General features: G+C 59.8%; 10 protein-coding genes and 6 tRNA genes. 6 read left to right on the forward strand and 10 right to left on the reverse strand.

Annotated features, from left to right (window positions below; all coding sequences use genetic code 11):
- Positions 1-13 precede the first annotated feature (13 nt).
- The 6 genes from VZC39_RS10850 to VZC39_RS10875 all read left to right on the forward strand — a co-directional run bounded on the left by VZC39_RS10850 (position 14) and on the right by VZC39_RS10875 (position 8,226).
- Positions 14-604, forward strand: coding sequence for a sigma-70 family RNA polymerase sigma factor (locus VZC39_RS10850; RefSeq protein ID WP_349917788.1), 591 nt, complete (start codon positions 14-16; stop codon positions 602-604).
- Complete coding sequence (locus VZC39_RS10855; RefSeq protein WP_349917791.1) at positions 597-1,343, forward strand: DUF3379 domain-containing protein; 747 nt, start codon at positions 597-599, stop codon at positions 1,341-1,343. The genes VZC39_RS10850 and VZC39_RS10855 overlap by 8 nt, the downstream gene beginning before the upstream one ends.
- 408 nt (positions 1,344-1,751) lie before the next feature.
- Positions 1,752-3,011 carry an outer membrane protein transport protein gene (locus tag VZC39_RS10860; RefSeq protein ID WP_349917793.1) on the forward strand — a complete coding sequence of 420 codons (1,260 nt, stop codon included), beginning with the start codon at positions 1,752-1,754 and terminating at the stop codon, positions 3,009-3,011.
- 249 nt (positions 3,012-3,260) lie between these two features.
- A complete protein-coding gene (locus tag VZC39_RS10865; protein WP_434662411.1) occupies positions 3,261-4,517 on the forward strand; it encodes an outer membrane protein transport protein in 1,257 nt (418 codons plus the stop codon).
- Positions 4,518-4,631: 114 nt separating this feature from the next.
- Positions 4,632-5,855, forward strand: a complete 1,224-nt coding sequence (locus tag VZC39_RS10870; protein ID WP_434662414.1) for an EAL and HDOD domain-containing protein — start codon at positions 4,632-4,634, stop codon at positions 5,853-5,855.
- Positions 5,856-6,969: 1,114 nt separating this feature from the next.
- On the forward strand, positions 6,970-8,226 hold the full coding sequence (locus VZC39_RS10875; protein WP_434662417.1) for an amidohydrolase: 1,257 nt from the start codon (positions 6,970-6,972) through the stop codon (positions 8,224-8,226).
- Between the two features lie 88 nt (positions 8,227-8,314).
- Here VZC39_RS10875 and yjjG read toward each other — a convergent pair whose 3' ends face one another.
- The 10 genes from yjjG to VZC39_RS10925 all read right to left on the reverse strand — a co-directional run bounded on the left by yjjG (position 8,315) and on the right by VZC39_RS10925 (position 13,432).
- Positions 8,315-8,995 carry a pyrimidine 5'-nucleotidase gene (gene yjjG / locus VZC39_RS10880; protein ID WP_434662420.1) on the reverse strand — a complete coding sequence of 227 codons (681 nt, stop codon included), beginning with the start codon at positions 8,993-8,995 and terminating at the stop codon, positions 8,315-8,317.
- Positions 8,996-9,064: 69 nt separating this feature from the next.
- Positions 9,065-10,531, reverse strand: coding sequence for a M17 family metallopeptidase (locus tag VZC39_RS10885; protein ID WP_434662422.1), 1,467 nt, complete (start codon positions 10,529-10,531; stop codon positions 9,065-9,067).
- Between the two features lie 139 nt (positions 10,532-10,670).
- Positions 10,671-10,747: transfer RNA gene (locus VZC39_RS10890), tRNA-Met, on the reverse strand.
- Between the two features lie 112 nt (positions 10,748-10,859).
- A tRNA-Met gene (locus VZC39_RS10895) sits at positions 10,860-10,936 on the reverse strand.
- Between the two features lie 112 nt (positions 10,937-11,048).
- Positions 11,049-11,125: transfer RNA gene (locus VZC39_RS10900), tRNA-Met, on the reverse strand.
- A gap of 112 nt (positions 11,126-11,237) precedes the next feature.
- Positions 11,238-11,314: transfer RNA gene (locus VZC39_RS10905), tRNA-Met, on the reverse strand.
- A gap of 112 nt (positions 11,315-11,426) precedes the next feature.
- Positions 11,427-11,503 (reverse strand) — tRNA-Met (locus VZC39_RS10910).
- Between the two features lie 112 nt (positions 11,504-11,615).
- A tRNA-Met gene (locus tag VZC39_RS10915) sits at positions 11,616-11,692 on the reverse strand.
- A 210-nt stretch (positions 11,693-11,902) separates the two neighbouring features.
- Entirely contained in the window at positions 11,903-12,646 is a 744-nt protein-coding gene (locus tag VZC39_RS10920) for a hypothetical protein (RefSeq protein ID WP_349917807.1), read from the reverse strand.
- Positions 12,647-12,703: 57 nt separating this feature from the next.
- Entirely contained in the window at positions 12,704-13,432 is a 729-nt protein-coding gene (locus tag VZC39_RS10925; RefSeq protein ID WP_434662424.1) for a hypothetical protein, read from the reverse strand.
- Positions 13,433-13,481: the final 49 nt, after the last annotated feature.

Raw genomic sequence — 13,481 nt, forward strand, 5'->3', positions numbered from 1 at the left:
AGGAAGTCCAGCAATGGCGTTTGGTTTTTTCAGAAAAAAAAGTGCGGGGGCAGGAAAGGATCCCTCGACCACACCGGTCTATGGAGGTATGGCAGATAAACAAACCAAATATGAAGCTCTGGTCCATGCCCTGCACGCAGACATCTACCGCTATGCCTACTGGCTGTGCCGGGATCCGCAGGTCGCCGAAGACCTGGTGCAAGAGACCTTCCTGCGCGCCTGGAAGGCGATCGACACCCTGATCGACGACAAGGCCGCCAAGGCCTGGCTCATCACCATATTGCGGCGGGAAAACGCCAGGCGCTTTGAGCGCAAGCAGTTCGATCTGGTGGATCTCGACGATCACCCCCAGAGCGATCCGGGCAACCTGCACAACGAGCAGGAGATGGAAAACGAGTGGCTCAGGCGTCATATCGCCCGGCTGCCCGCCGAATATCAGGAGCCCCTGCTATTGCAGGTGCTGGGGGGGTTCAGCGGCGAGGAGATCGCCGAGCAGCTGGGCCTGAACAAGAACACCGTCATGACCCGGCTGTTTCGGGCTCGCAACCAGATAAAAGAGGCCATGGAGTCAGCAGCACAACAGAGAGGACACAACAATGGATGAGCTTGAGTTTCGCCGCCGGGCCACTGCCCATCCGACGGACACCGATCCTGTGTTCCTCACCGCGGCCCAGGGCTCCCCGGCCAATCGCAAACACCTGGATGAGATGAAGCAGCTGGATCGGCATCTGCATCGTGCCCTCGAGGTGGAGGTACCGCCCGGCCTGGCCGAGCGCATCCTGCTACGCCAAGCGATGGAAGCCGATGATGAAGTCGTGGTGCCCCTGCCGCCGCCCGTGGCACGCCCCCAGTGGCGCAGTCTCGCCATGGCGGCCTCTGTGGCGTTCCTGCTTGGCATGAGCACCCGCTGGCTGAGCTGGCCCACCCCGGCCCCGGCCGAACTCTCCCTCGCTCAGGTGGCCATGGCCCATGTCTATGGGGAAGAGCCCTTCATCAAGGGCGTGGACGAGAAGGTCAGCCTGCAGACCATCAACGCCAAGATGGAGAAATACGGCGCCACCCTGATGGACATGCAAGGGATGAAGGTGACCTATGTGAATCACTGCGCCTTTTACCAGGGGCCGGCGCTGCACATGGTGATCCAGGGCAAGATGGGACCTGTCACCTTGTTCCTGGTGCCCAAGCATGTGCCCCTCAGTCTCCAGCCTGACTTTGAGGATGGTCAGCTCAAAGGGGAGATCATGCCTCTCAAGGGCGCCAACATGGTGCTGATAGGCGACATGCAGGAGCCCCTGGCCCCGGTCGCCAAGCAACTGGAGTCCCGGCTGCACTGGTCGATTTAACAGAACTTAACCCAGACTGACGCCCCCCTGGGGATGTCAGTCCCACAGGCAGACAAGCCCTTTGTCTGCCTGTTCCTCTCCACATCACCGCAATTCCCCGCCCATTTCCCGCGTGAAGTCACAAAACCACGAATTTATTTGAGTGACACAAACGAAACTGCATTGGCCATTTATTACCCAATAATGGATAAATCTGACTAATAAAACGCCGAGTTAAAACAAATGATTAACACAATGGAAACTTTTATGTATTCTGCTGTCACTGGTCTGATTTCTTACCTCCTACCAGATCCATAGAATCACGCCAGAAGTGAATGGGAAGAAGCTTAAATAACAACAGATCTTGTCGTTTATAGCGGACAAAGAGCCGTGATATCGACATAAAATCTGCTTACAAGAGAGAACACTATGACTACTGCCTTTTTCAAGAAAAGCCTGATCGCCGCGGCCGTCACCCTGGCCAGCACCCAGACCTTTGCGGCTGCCTTCCAGCTGAACGAGCACTCGGCCTCCGGCCTGGGTCGCGCCTACGCCGGGGAAGCAGCCGTTGCGGATAACGCATCCGTACTGGCCCGCAACCCGGCTGCCATGACCACCTTCGACAAGATGGCAGTGTCCGTATCCGGCACCTATATCAAGCCTGATGTGGATGTAGAAGGTAAAATTGCCGGTGCCGTGCCGGCCAGCGAGAGCGATATCGCGCCGGATGCTTTCGTACCGGCGGCCTACTTCATCCAGCCCCTGAATGACCAGTGGGCCTGGGGGATTGGCCTGTTCTCCAACTACGGTCTCTCCACCGAATACTCCAAGACCTATGCCGCGGGTGCGCTTGCCGGTGATACCGAACTGTTGACCTTCAACATCAACCCCAACATCGCCTATCGCATCAACTCCAACTTCAGCATCGGTGCCGGTATCAACGCCGTTTATGCAGAAGCCGAGCTGAACCGCTACGCCGGTGCGCTGGCCGCTGCCATTCCTGGCGCCAAGGCTGACTCCCAACTGGCCCACCTCAAGGGTGATACCTGGGGCTTTGGCTGGAACGTCGGTACCCTGTACGAGATCAACGACAGCAACCGTCTGGCGCTGACCTACCGCTCCCAGGTAGACCTAAGCTTTGATGGCGACTTCCAGGGTGCCACCTCCGGCAACCGTGTGGTCGATGGCAACCTGAAGCTGGATCTGCCGGCCCAGGCTGAATTCGCCGGCTACCACCGTCTGAACCAGCAGTTCGCGGTGCACTACTCCGTCAACTGGACTGACTGGAGCGCCTTCCAAGAGCTCAAGGCGACCAGCAACAGCTGCGCTGGCGGCGTCTGCCTGCAAAAAGACGAGAAGTTCAAGGACGCCATGCGTTACGCCATCGGCGGCACCTGGTACGTCAACCCGGCTTGGGAAGCCCGTATCGGCTTTGCCTACGACAACAGCCCCATCGAGCCGGAATACCGCAGCCTGAGCATTCCTGACTCCGATCGCGTCTGGTACAGCGCCGGTGCCACCTACCACATCGATCAAGACATGAGCATCGATTTCGGCATGGCTTATCTGGATGGCAAGGAAGTGGACGTGAACGAAGGTATGCGTACTCACGCCGACACACTGCGCTGGCAGGGCACCTCCCACGGCAACGCCTTCCTGGCCTCTGCCCAGTTCAACATGAAATTCTGATTTCAGGATTTCTAGAAGAGCGCCTGCGGGCGCTCTTTTTTTGTACCACGATCGCGATTGAGCGTACAGCTGTAGCAAACAGCTGTACGCTTTTCGTTTTTTATCAAGCTGTTACCCCCCACTCCCTCAGCATTTAATCCCGTTTTGCCGCCACGCCCTCCATCCCCGTTGCCTTGCTGGTCATACCATATAAAATCCCGCCCCCAACCAAAAAACAGAATGAACACCAAGTTCACCCAAGGACTAGCAATGCACCCGAACATGAAGCTCTCTCTTCTCGCCCTGCTGATGGCATCAGCCCAGGCCCAGGCCGCCGGTTTCCAGCTGGCAGAGCAGTCTGCCACCGGGATGGGCCGCGCCTTTGCCGGTGAAGCCGCCATCGCCGACAACGCCAGCGTGCTGTCGCGCAATGCGGCTGCCATGACCCGCTTCGATCGCACCGCCTTCTCCGGCGGCGTCATCTACATCCATCCCGACGTCAACATCGAGGGCACCACCCGGGTGCCGACCGCCACGGGACCGATGAACCTGGACGCGGGAGCCCATGACATCGCTGGGGACGCCTGGGTACCCAATGCCTACCTCATCGTTCCCCTGAACGAGCAATGGCGACTAGGGCTGGCGGCCACCTCCTATTACGGCCTCGGCGTCCAGATGCCGGACAGCTACAACGCCGGCCATTTCGGCAATGTTTCCGACATCAAGACGGTGGATCTGGGGGCATCTCTGGCCTATCGCATCAACCCTATCTGGTCTGTCGGCGCGGGGCTCTCCGCCATTCATGGTGAAGGGGAAGTGGGCGGCACCTTCCCATCGAACAACAAGATTGCCAAGCACCTCAAGGGCGATGGCTGGGCCCTGGGCTGGAATCTGGGGACACTGCTCGAGCTCTCATCCTCGACCCGTGTCGGCCTCTCCTACCGTCACGACGTCAACCTGACCCTCTCCGGTGACGCCGTCGGCACCGATCTGCAAGGACACACCTTCACCGATACCGGCAGCCTGGACCTGCCCCTGCCCGCCACTGCCGAGCTGGCCCTGTTCCATCAGTTGACCCCTGCATTGGCGCTGCATTCAAGCATCAACTGGACCAACTGGAGCAAGTTCGTGACACTGGAGGCCGGGCTCGATCACTATGGCACCATGCACATCAAGGACGAGCACTGGCAAGACAGCTGGCGCTATGCCCTGGGCCTCACCTATCGACTGGATTCCAAGTGGCAGCTGCGCTCCGGCATCGCCTATGACCGCAGCCCGGTGACCGCCGATCGACGCACCATCTCCATTCCCGATTCTGACCGGATCTGGTACAGCGCGGGCGTCGGGTATCAGCTCGACAAAAACCTCTCTCTGGATCTCGGCCTGACCCTGCTCGATGGCAAGAAGGTCGATGTCAGCGAGACCATGCAGCTCAAACCCGGCGTGCCCCAGACGACCTCCACCTTCCAGGGCACCTCGGAAGGGGATGCCTGGCTGGCCGGTCTGCAACTCAACTATCTCTTCTGACAAGGAGTTTTTCGCCGATCACTCTACCAGTTGCTGTCCCTTGGCACGGCTTGGCGCTGGCATAGTGATCCGCTTGCCCATAGAATCTAGCCAGAGCCCATGCTGGAGAGAATTATGTATTCCTATGTTGCAAGGCAGCCCATTCTGGACCGTGACCTTAATACCCACGCCTATGAGCTGCTGTTTCGCGACAGCCTGGATAATGTGTTTCCCCATATTTCGTCCCAGCAGGCGACGGCCAGACTGGTCGTCGAGCAGTTTCTGCACCAGAACATCGATCAGTTGCTCGGCGGCCACCCCTGTTTTATCAACTTCCCCCACTCCTTGTTGCTGGATGGGCTGGCCGAGTGCCTGCCCCAAGGCAAGGTGGTGATCGAGATCCTTGAGGATGCCATTCCTGATGATGCCCTACTGGCCAAGGTGGTTCAGTTGCATCAACTTGGCTATCGGTTGGCGCTCGATGACTTCACCCTCTCACCGGCCTGGGAGCGCTTCCTGCCCTATGTCCACATCATCAAGTTCGACTTGCGCGCCACGCCACTGGCAACGATAGCGTCGTTCATAGAATCCCATCGCCACATGCCCCTCACCTATCTCGCCGAGAAGGTGGAAGATGAGGAAGAGTTCGAACGGATGAAGGCGCTGGGCGTCGCCCTGTTCCAGGGGTTCTTCTTCAGCCGGCCACAGCTGGTACAGCAGGCCACCCTGCCGCCGGACCAACTGGTGGTGGTGCAGCTGCTGCAAGAGGTCAATCAGACCCCTCCAGATCTGAACAACATTGAGCGGCTGCTCGATCAGGATGCCTCCCTCTCCCTCAAGCTGCTCCATTACGTCAACAATCTGAAGCCTCTGGCGCCGCCCATCACCTCCTTTCGCCAGGCGGCCAACCATCTCGGCCACGCCCAGCTAAAACGCTTCGTGACGCTGGTCGCCGCCACCAGCACGGGCCATGACAAGAGCGCCGAGCTCTATCAGATGTCCCTGATCCGGGCCCGTTTCTGTGAGTTGCTTGCCCACACCCATGCCCCGGCCCCGCAGGCACAGCAAGCCTTTCTCACCGGTCTGCTCTCCTTGCAGGACGTGCTCATGGGGCAACCGCTGGCCTCCCTGATAGACTCCATCCCCCTCACCGACGAGGTGCGCGCCGCCCTGCTGGCTCGCCAGGGGGATCTGGGGTTCTATCTCAGCTTCTGCGAAGATTACGAAAATGCGGATTGGCAGCGGATCATGGCCAGCACGGCCCGCCTTGGTTTGAGCGAGGAGAAGGTCAGCTACCTCTATCTGAGCGCCACCGCCTGGGTCAACCAGCAGCTGCTGGCCATGGCGGGAACTGACTAGCGCCTCTTCCTGCGAGTACGAGGCCCCTGACACGCAAACCCGGTTTGGCACGCTGTCCATATCAGCTGCCGCCGTACTATGGCGGCGATTTCCGGGCTGCAACGACGCCTGCCACTCCTCCCGGCGATGCGCCTGCGCACCTTGATGCCTTCACCCCTTGCTCTCCCTGTTGCCAGCCTGGACACCATGACGCTCTGCTCATCTGTCGGCAGTATCCACTGACAAGCTCGGAGATGATGCGGCAATGCCATGCCAAGGTGCCATTAAAGGCATGTACGCACGCCAGACCCGCCTCCTTCATGGTAAATCACCCGCCAAATTGAAAGATGCCTCTCCCTCAACCGGGGTAATTCCCTTCTCCTGACAGGCGTTATGACATTCTCTGACAGATAACTTGCTGATGGGTGGAAAAAGGTGGCCCAGACACCTCAACATCACCTGGATGACAGTTTCTGGCTCAGCCAGTGGCAATATTGCCGATGAAAACTTGATAAAAACCAAATGAGACCCATAAAAACCCTTGATGAAAATTACGGGAAAAACACACAATTAATTGTTTTTATTAGATAAATAAAATTAAACAGCCATATCACTCTCCAGCAAGAGGCCAGCGGTTCAAAAAAAAGCCATAAAAACACAAAAATGCCACTCTCAGCTTGCGCGACACAAAAAGACCGCAAAAACCACAACCTTCGTTGTTTTATCGCCCCAATATGGTATCTTGGTCCCACTACTCATCAACCAAGGGAGACAAATGATGACTGAGTTCGTTGTTACCGCCGTTTTTACCGTATTTTTCACTCTGGTTGCCGTCTCTCTGCCCTCTCTGGGTCAGCTCTGAGTCGGTCAATCAGCCAGCGCAGACCTGCTGTTGCGAACCAGCATCTCCGGGATGCTGGTTAGTTGAACAGAAGATTGCACTTTTGATGATCTGGAGTGAGATATGGATGGGAGTCGATGTTTATCGACAATCGCCGTCCATTTTTCAATCACAAGCATCCAGACCACCCACGAGGGGAGCCACAGGCTCCCCTCGTTGCATTCCGTCACCAGGATTTACTCCGCCCCTCCTGCCCTTCACAATGTCCACTGGACTCGACATGCAGGATGTACCATGACTCAGGATGCTCTGCGCCGCTGGCGCCGTGATCTTCATCGCTTGCCCGAAGCGGCCTGGTGTGAATTTCGAACCAGCTCTCTCATCGCCCGTCACCTCTCTGAACTCGGTTTTTCCGTCATGCTGGGCGACCAGCTGCTGGCCAGCAACCTCATCATGGGCCGGGAAATCGACGTCCCCGCCCAGAAGGCGCGAGCCCTTCGTCAGGGCGCCGATCCCGACTGGCTGGCCCGTATCGAGGAGATCACCGGGGTGATGGGACTCTGGGACAGCGGCCGACCCGGCCCCACCCTGGGTTTTCGATTCGACATCGATGCCGTGGAAGTGGAAGAGCAGCAGGATCCCGGTCATGGCCCGAGCCAGGGAGAGTGGCAATCGTGCAACCCGGGCTGGATGCACGCCTGTGCCCACGACGGCCACACCGCCATCGGTCTGGTGCTGGCCGAGCGGATAAAAAGCCTGGCTGAGACACTCAATGGCCGGATCAAGCTGTTCTTCCAGCCCGCCGAGGAGGGGTGTCGCGGTGGCAAGGCCCTGGCCGCCGGTGGTCAGCTCGATGACGTGGATGCCCTGCTGGCCCTGCACATCGGTATTCATGCCGAGAGTGGCGAACTGGTGGTCAATCCCACCGATTTCCTCTGCTCCACCAAGTTCGATGTGGAGCTGATGGGACGCGCCGCCCACGCGGGGCTTGAGCCCAACGCCGGCTGCAATGCGCTGGCGGCGGCCTGCATGGCCACCACGGCCATGCTCGGCATTCCCCGCCATCGCGATGGCATGACCCGCATCAACATCGGTCAGCTCCACGCCGGCAGCGGTCGCAACGTGATCCCGGGCCACGCCCTGTTGCAGGGAGAAACCCGCGGCGCGACACCTGCGCTCAATGACTACATGTTCAGCCAGGTGCAGCAGATCGTGGCGGGCGCCGCCGCCATGCAGGGAACCACCTACCTCATTCGCAAGCAGGGCGAAGCCATCGGCATCGAGAACAGCCCGGCCCTGCTCGAGGAGATAGTCCCGCTGGCCAACGCCTTGTCGTTCAAGACCATCCACAGCCGCCGTTTCGGGGCGAGTGAAGATGCAGGTTTTCTCATCGAACGGGTGCAACGCAATGGCGGGCAGGCGGCCTACCTCATCCTTGGGGCCAACCTGGCAGCCCCCCACCACCATCCGGCCTTTGACTTCGACGAATCCGTGCTGGCTCCAGGGGTGGCCCTGCTGGAGGCCTGGCTGCTGGGCCGTCTGGCTCGCTAGGGCCGCTCATTCATGCAAAAAGGCAGCCTTCGGGCTGCCTTTTTTATACCAGCGCCATCATGGCACCTTTTCTCATACACTCGCCGCCTCACTGCCCCAATACGATGGCACCGAGGTGAGCGAAGTGATGGATTTCATGGGTCGGCTCACAGGAGGCATCCTGACGCGCGGGATTGTACCAGCAGGTGGCGAGCCCCTGGGCCGCGGCACCGGCGATATCGGTCTTGGGGTTGTCCCCCACCATCAGTACCCGGGCAGGATCCGGTCGCCCCATCCGCTCGAGAGCGAGCTGGAAGATGGCGGGAGCCGGTTTGGTCACCTTCACCTCATCGGAGATGACCAATGTCTCGAACCTGTCGCCCCAGCCAAGCTTGTCGAGACGACCCCGCTGGGGCAGGCTGAAGCCATTGGTGATGATCCCCATCCGTACCCGTCCCTGCAGCGCCGCCAAGGTCTCCGTCACCCCGTCGAGGGGGGTGCTGAGGGCGATGATCTGCTGCAGGAAGGTATCGTTCATGGCCATGGGGGCCACATCCACCTGTTCGGCAAACAGGGCGAAACGGGTCTGCTGCAGGTGGGTCGCGTCTATCTCGCCACTGTTGTACTGCTGCCAGAGTCTGTGGTTCAGCCCTTGATATTCCGCCATCTTGGCGGGACTGGGCACCACTCCGTAGATCTGCAGGGTCCGCTCCAGGGCTTCGGTCACCGGGAAATCCAGCAGGGTTTCGTCCAGATCGAACAATACCCAGTCATAACTTGGTTGTTTCACGCTTGTCCTCAATGCTTGGCTCTTTGCTTGTATCCAAAGGGGGCGCGGCGTCCCCGCATCCCATGTTGATCAACGCAGCGGGCTCGCGAGCAGATCCAGAGTCAGCCGGACACCGAACCCCGTCACCTCGCTGCTGACCACGCCATTGCCCCCCTTGCTGCGAAAACCGCTCAAGTCCAGATGCAGCCAGGGCGTCTGTGCCCCCACAAAACGGCTGAGGAAGCGGGCGGCATCGATATGATCCGGCGAGCTGCCGGGGGCGCACTGCAACAGATCCGCCCATTCACTCTCGAGGTTGTCGTCATAATCCTCATCCAGCGGGAAGGGCCAGATCCGCTCGCCACTTTGCTGACCCAGGCTTATCAGTTCGCCAAGCCAGGCGGGGCGATTGGTAAAAGCACCGCTGTAATGGCTGCCAAGGGCCCGCTTGCAGGCACCGGTCAGGGTGGCATAGTCGATGAGCAAGTCCGGCTTGTCCCCAACCGCCATGGCCAGGGTATCCGCCAGCACCATGCGCCCCTCGGCATCGGTGTCCACCACCTCTATGGTGGTGCCATCGATGGCAGTGACGACTTCACCAGGCTTGTAAGCCAGCGGGCCTATATGGTTTTCACTGATGGCGAGCCAGCAATGCACCTCATAGGGCAGCCTGGCGCGGCTGATGGCAAGCAGGGTGCCGAGCGCTACCGCGCTGCCCCCCATGTCCAGGTGCATGCCATACATGCTGCCGCCGACTTTCAGGTTATAGCCGCCGGAATCATGGCAGATCCCCTTGCCCACCAGGGCGAGGCGGCGCTCGGCACTGGTCGGGCAGTAGCTGAGCTTCACGATGGCGGCCTGGCCATCTGCCGAGCCCCTGGCCACCGCCAGGAAGGCACCGGCGCCGAGGCGAGTCAGCTCCGCCTCATCATACTCCTGCCACTGCCAGCCTTCTGCCTTGGCGAGCTCCCGGGCCAGGGCGCGATAGTGTTTGGGGGTCAAGTCCGAGGCGGGCAGCACGGCGAGGTGGCGCGCCAGCGCGTTGCCCTCGGCCTCCGCCAGGATCCGGTTCAGATCCAGCTCACAGGTGGGTGACACGGACAGCCGTTGATAGCTCACCGGGGCATGGGTTTGCTGCTTGTGGGTCGGCAGTGCCACATTGGCTGCGAGCAGGGCGGCGATCACCAGCTCGGCCAGTTGTGCCCGATGTTCATCGTCAAAACCGGCAAGGTGCAGCGCCAGTTGCTCGGTGTTGAGACTTGCCAGAGGTGCCACCCAGTCGCGCACCTGCTTGTAGAGACGATGATCCCGCGGCGGGGCGGCATCGAGGAAGATCACCAGTTGCAAGCCGGCTTGATCAGTCAGGCGATAGGGTGCCTTCTGACCCAGGCTTATCTGGGCCGCCACCGCGGCAAAGGCAGGCTCGGCCAGCAAGCGCGCCCGCTCGGATTCGGCGATCAGCAGCAGCTTGATGGGGGACTGACTCGCCATCACCTCGGACAGGGTGGTCTCTTGCAGCTCTATCTTGGGAGGGAGATAACGAAAGGGTTGCAACATAAGGGGAAGCCTCATCCATGGACAGAAGTCAGGATGATACCGAACAAACGGCAGAAGCGACCAGTCTCTTGAAGATTAATGTTCAAGATCAGGGGGATAGTCAGGGGAAATGATAAGGGGGAAAGAGAAGATAGAAAGTTGGTTGCGGGGGCCGGATTTGAACCGACGACCTTCGGGTTATGAGCCCGACGAGCTACCGAGCTGCTCCACCCCGCGTCCGAATTGTTGTCCGTTGCCAGACGTTTTCACCATCACACTGCCGAGCAGTAGCAGTGGATGTCGTTGCAGCATCCCAGAGACTTGCGCCCCTGCCATGCCGGCAAAGAGTTGGTTGCGGGGGCCGGATTTGAACCGACGACCTTCGGGTTATGAGCCCGACGAGCTACCGAGCTGCTCCACCCCGCGTCCGAATTGTTGTCCGTTGCCAGACATTTTCACCATCACACTGCCGAGCAGTAGCAGTGGATGTCGTTGCAGCATCCCAGAGACTTGCGCCCCTGCCATGCCGGCAAAGAGTTGGTTGCGGGGGCCGGATTTGAACCGACGACCTTCGGGTTATGAGCCCGACGAGCTACCGAGCTGCTCCACCCCGCGTCCGAATTGTTGTCCGTTGCCAGACGTTTTCACCATCACACTGCCGAGCAGTAGCAGTGGATGTCGTTGCAGCATCCCAGAGACTTGCGCCCCTGCCATGCCGGCAAAGAGTTGGTTGCGGGGGCCGGATTTGAACCGACGACCTTCGGGTTATGAGCCCGACGAGCTACCGAGCTGCTCCACCCCGCGTCCGAATTGTTGTCTGTTGCCAGACACTTTCACCATCACACTGCCGAGCAGTAGCAGTCGATGTCGTTGCAGCATCCCAGAGACTTGCGCCCCTGCCATGCCGGCAAAGAGTTGGTTGCGGGGGCCGGATTTGAACCGACGACCTTCGGGTTATGAGCCCGACGAGCTACCGAGCTGCTCCACCCCGCGTCCGAATTGTTGTCCGTTGCCAGACACTTTCACCATCACACTGCCGAGCAGTAGCAGTGGATGTCATTGCAGCATCCCAGAGACTTGCACCCCTGCCATGCCGGTAAAGAGTTGGTTGCGGGGGCCGGATTTGAACCGACGACCTTCGGGTTATGAGCCCGACGAGCTACCGAGCTGCTCCACCCCGCGTCCGAGGTGGCCAATAATAGGCTCCATCCCAAATATTGCAAGCAAAAATCTTGAAAAAGTTGAGTGTGTGTACTAAGCCGCCGCTATTTGCTGCTTTGCCGGACAAACCGCTTTGTTTTTATGCAGTTAACGCCGCCACCTCTTCGTTCATCCCCTTTCACAACAAAAAACGGACCCGCAGGTCCGTCTCAACATTCCCTGTCCAGGCCATCAGTTCAGCTGATAGCGATAGGCGATCCCCAGTTGCTGATCATTCCCATAATTGTTGTCCGACGCATAGGCATAGGTGCTGATGGACTGACGCTTGGTGATCTTGTAGCCCATGCCGAGACCGGCAAAGTAGCCATGATAATCGTTCGACCCCATAGACCCCGTCCCGAAGGCAATGAAGGTCCACTTGGGCGAGAGCGGCTTGAGGGTGAAGACGCCAAGATATCCCCCCTTGCTGGTATTGGGCATCAAGACGAACTCCGAGCCGGTATCGATGTCCACCGAGCCACAGCCCTGGGTGCCGACTTCGCAGGCGATGTCCCCGTCGTTGTAGCTGACCCCCGCCATGGGGAAGATCTGCCAGCCCGCGGGGGCAAAGCCGAAGGCACTCAGGGGAATGAAGGTGCCGAGACTGTAGCTGGTCTGCTCCGCATCATGATCAAACTGCTTCTTGCGGAAGTTGAAGTTGAAGATGCCGATATCGGAGAGCCAGGAGCCCCCCAGCCGCCACTCGCTGCCATCCTTGTTGATGGAGGCGTTGAGCTTGCTGACCGGCCCCATCCCGATGGAACCCGACACCTTGAACTCATCGGTGTAACTGGCCCCCAGCTGGGTCACCACCTTGGTGGGATCGTCCGCCAGCTTGTCCGCTTCCTTGATATCCCGCGCCGACGCCTGGACACCCCCACTGACAGCCAGGAGCAACAATCCCCCCGTGATACGACTGACCCAGTCCGTATTCATCCCCATCTCACCCCTGCTTGTCTTGTTGTGAACCCACACCATAACCGATTTTCTCTTTCAAGGCAGAGACAACTGCTGCAATGCGCCACTTGCGGCGATTTCGGCGATCAGCAGACCGCAGAGCGTCACGGAGAGCACCACGGGGGCCGTCTCCTGCTGTCGATAGAGGGGGGTGAACCAGAGCAGCAAGGCGGCGATCAGCAGCGCGGCCTGGGTCAGCACCCAGGGTTGCAGGGCGCTCAGCACCTGAGTGGCAGGCTCCGCCATCATCATCAGGGCGACGAACCAGAGCAGGCTGGCGATGGCCGCCACCAGACCGGCCACCGGCAGCAGGACATTGAACGCCTGCAAGCGGTGACGGGCCCGCAGCAACATCAGGTGGGCAAACGCCGATCCCAGCAGCACCATCTGCAGCAAGCCGTTCACCCATCCCTGCAGTTGCAGCAAGCCTGTGCCATAGAGGGCCAGCGGCAGGGGCGGCAGCCACAGCAGGGTGGCGGGAATGGCGCGTTTACCCTCGAGGCGGGACTGGACCAGCGACAGGACAATTCCCAGCACCAGGGCTGCCCCCCCGCTCCAGATAAGCCAGCCGCTCATCCCGGCTTCGATGGCCAGCATCAGGGAGAGACCGGTAATGACCCAGACGGAGAAGAGCTGGGTGGTGATCCGCGAACGCTGTCCCGGACAGAGATCGCCGCGCCAGAGCACCAGCGCGAGGGCGATCAGGGCCCCCAGCGCCATCAGGCCGGTCAGGGGGAAGAGCCAGGAAGGGAGTTGGACGAACATAGGGTCTCCAGCAACAGACAAAAAGTAGGCGTGACGCGCGCCAACCATA

The sequence above is a fragment of the Aeromonas sp. NJAU223 genome (genome assembly GCF_051125555.1).
GTDB classification, from domain to species: Bacteria; Pseudomonadota; Gammaproteobacteria; order Enterobacterales; family Aeromonadaceae; genus Aeromonas; species Aeromonas veronii_G.

Bases quoted from the DNA above. Each gene is read 5' to 3' on its own strand.
- VZC39_RS10850 (WP_349917788.1), top strand. From the start codon at position 14: ATGGCGTTTGGTTTTTTCAGAAAAAAAAGTGCGGGGGCAGGAAAGGAT.
- VZC39_RS10855 (WP_349917791.1), top strand. From the start codon at position 597: ATGGATGAGCTTGAGTTTCGCCGCCGGGCCACTGCCCATCCGACGGAC.
- VZC39_RS10860 (WP_349917793.1), top strand. From the start codon at position 1,752: ATGACTACTGCCTTTTTCAAGAAAAGCCTGATCGCCGCGGCCGTCACC.
- VZC39_RS10865 (WP_434662411.1), top strand. From the start codon at position 3,261: ATGCACCCGAACATGAAGCTCTCTCTTCTCGCCCTGCTGATGGCATCA.
- VZC39_RS10870 (WP_434662414.1), top strand. From the start codon at position 4,632: ATGTATTCCTATGTTGCAAGGCAGCCCATTCTGGACCGTGACCTTAAT.
- VZC39_RS10875 (WP_434662417.1), top strand. From the start codon at position 6,970: ATGACTCAGGATGCTCTGCGCCGCTGGCGCCGTGATCTTCATCGCTTG.
- VZC39_RS10885 (WP_434662422.1), bottom strand. From the start codon at position 10,531: ATGTTGCAACCCTTTCGTTATCTCCCTCCCAAGATAGAGCTGCAAGAG.
- VZC39_RS10920 (WP_349917807.1), bottom strand. From the start codon at position 12,646: ATGAATACGGACTGGGTCAGTCGTATCACGGGGGGATTGTTGCTCCTG.
- VZC39_RS10925 (WP_434662424.1), bottom strand. From the start codon at position 13,432: ATGTTCGTCCAACTCCCTTCCTGGCTCTTCCCCCTGACCGGCCTGATG.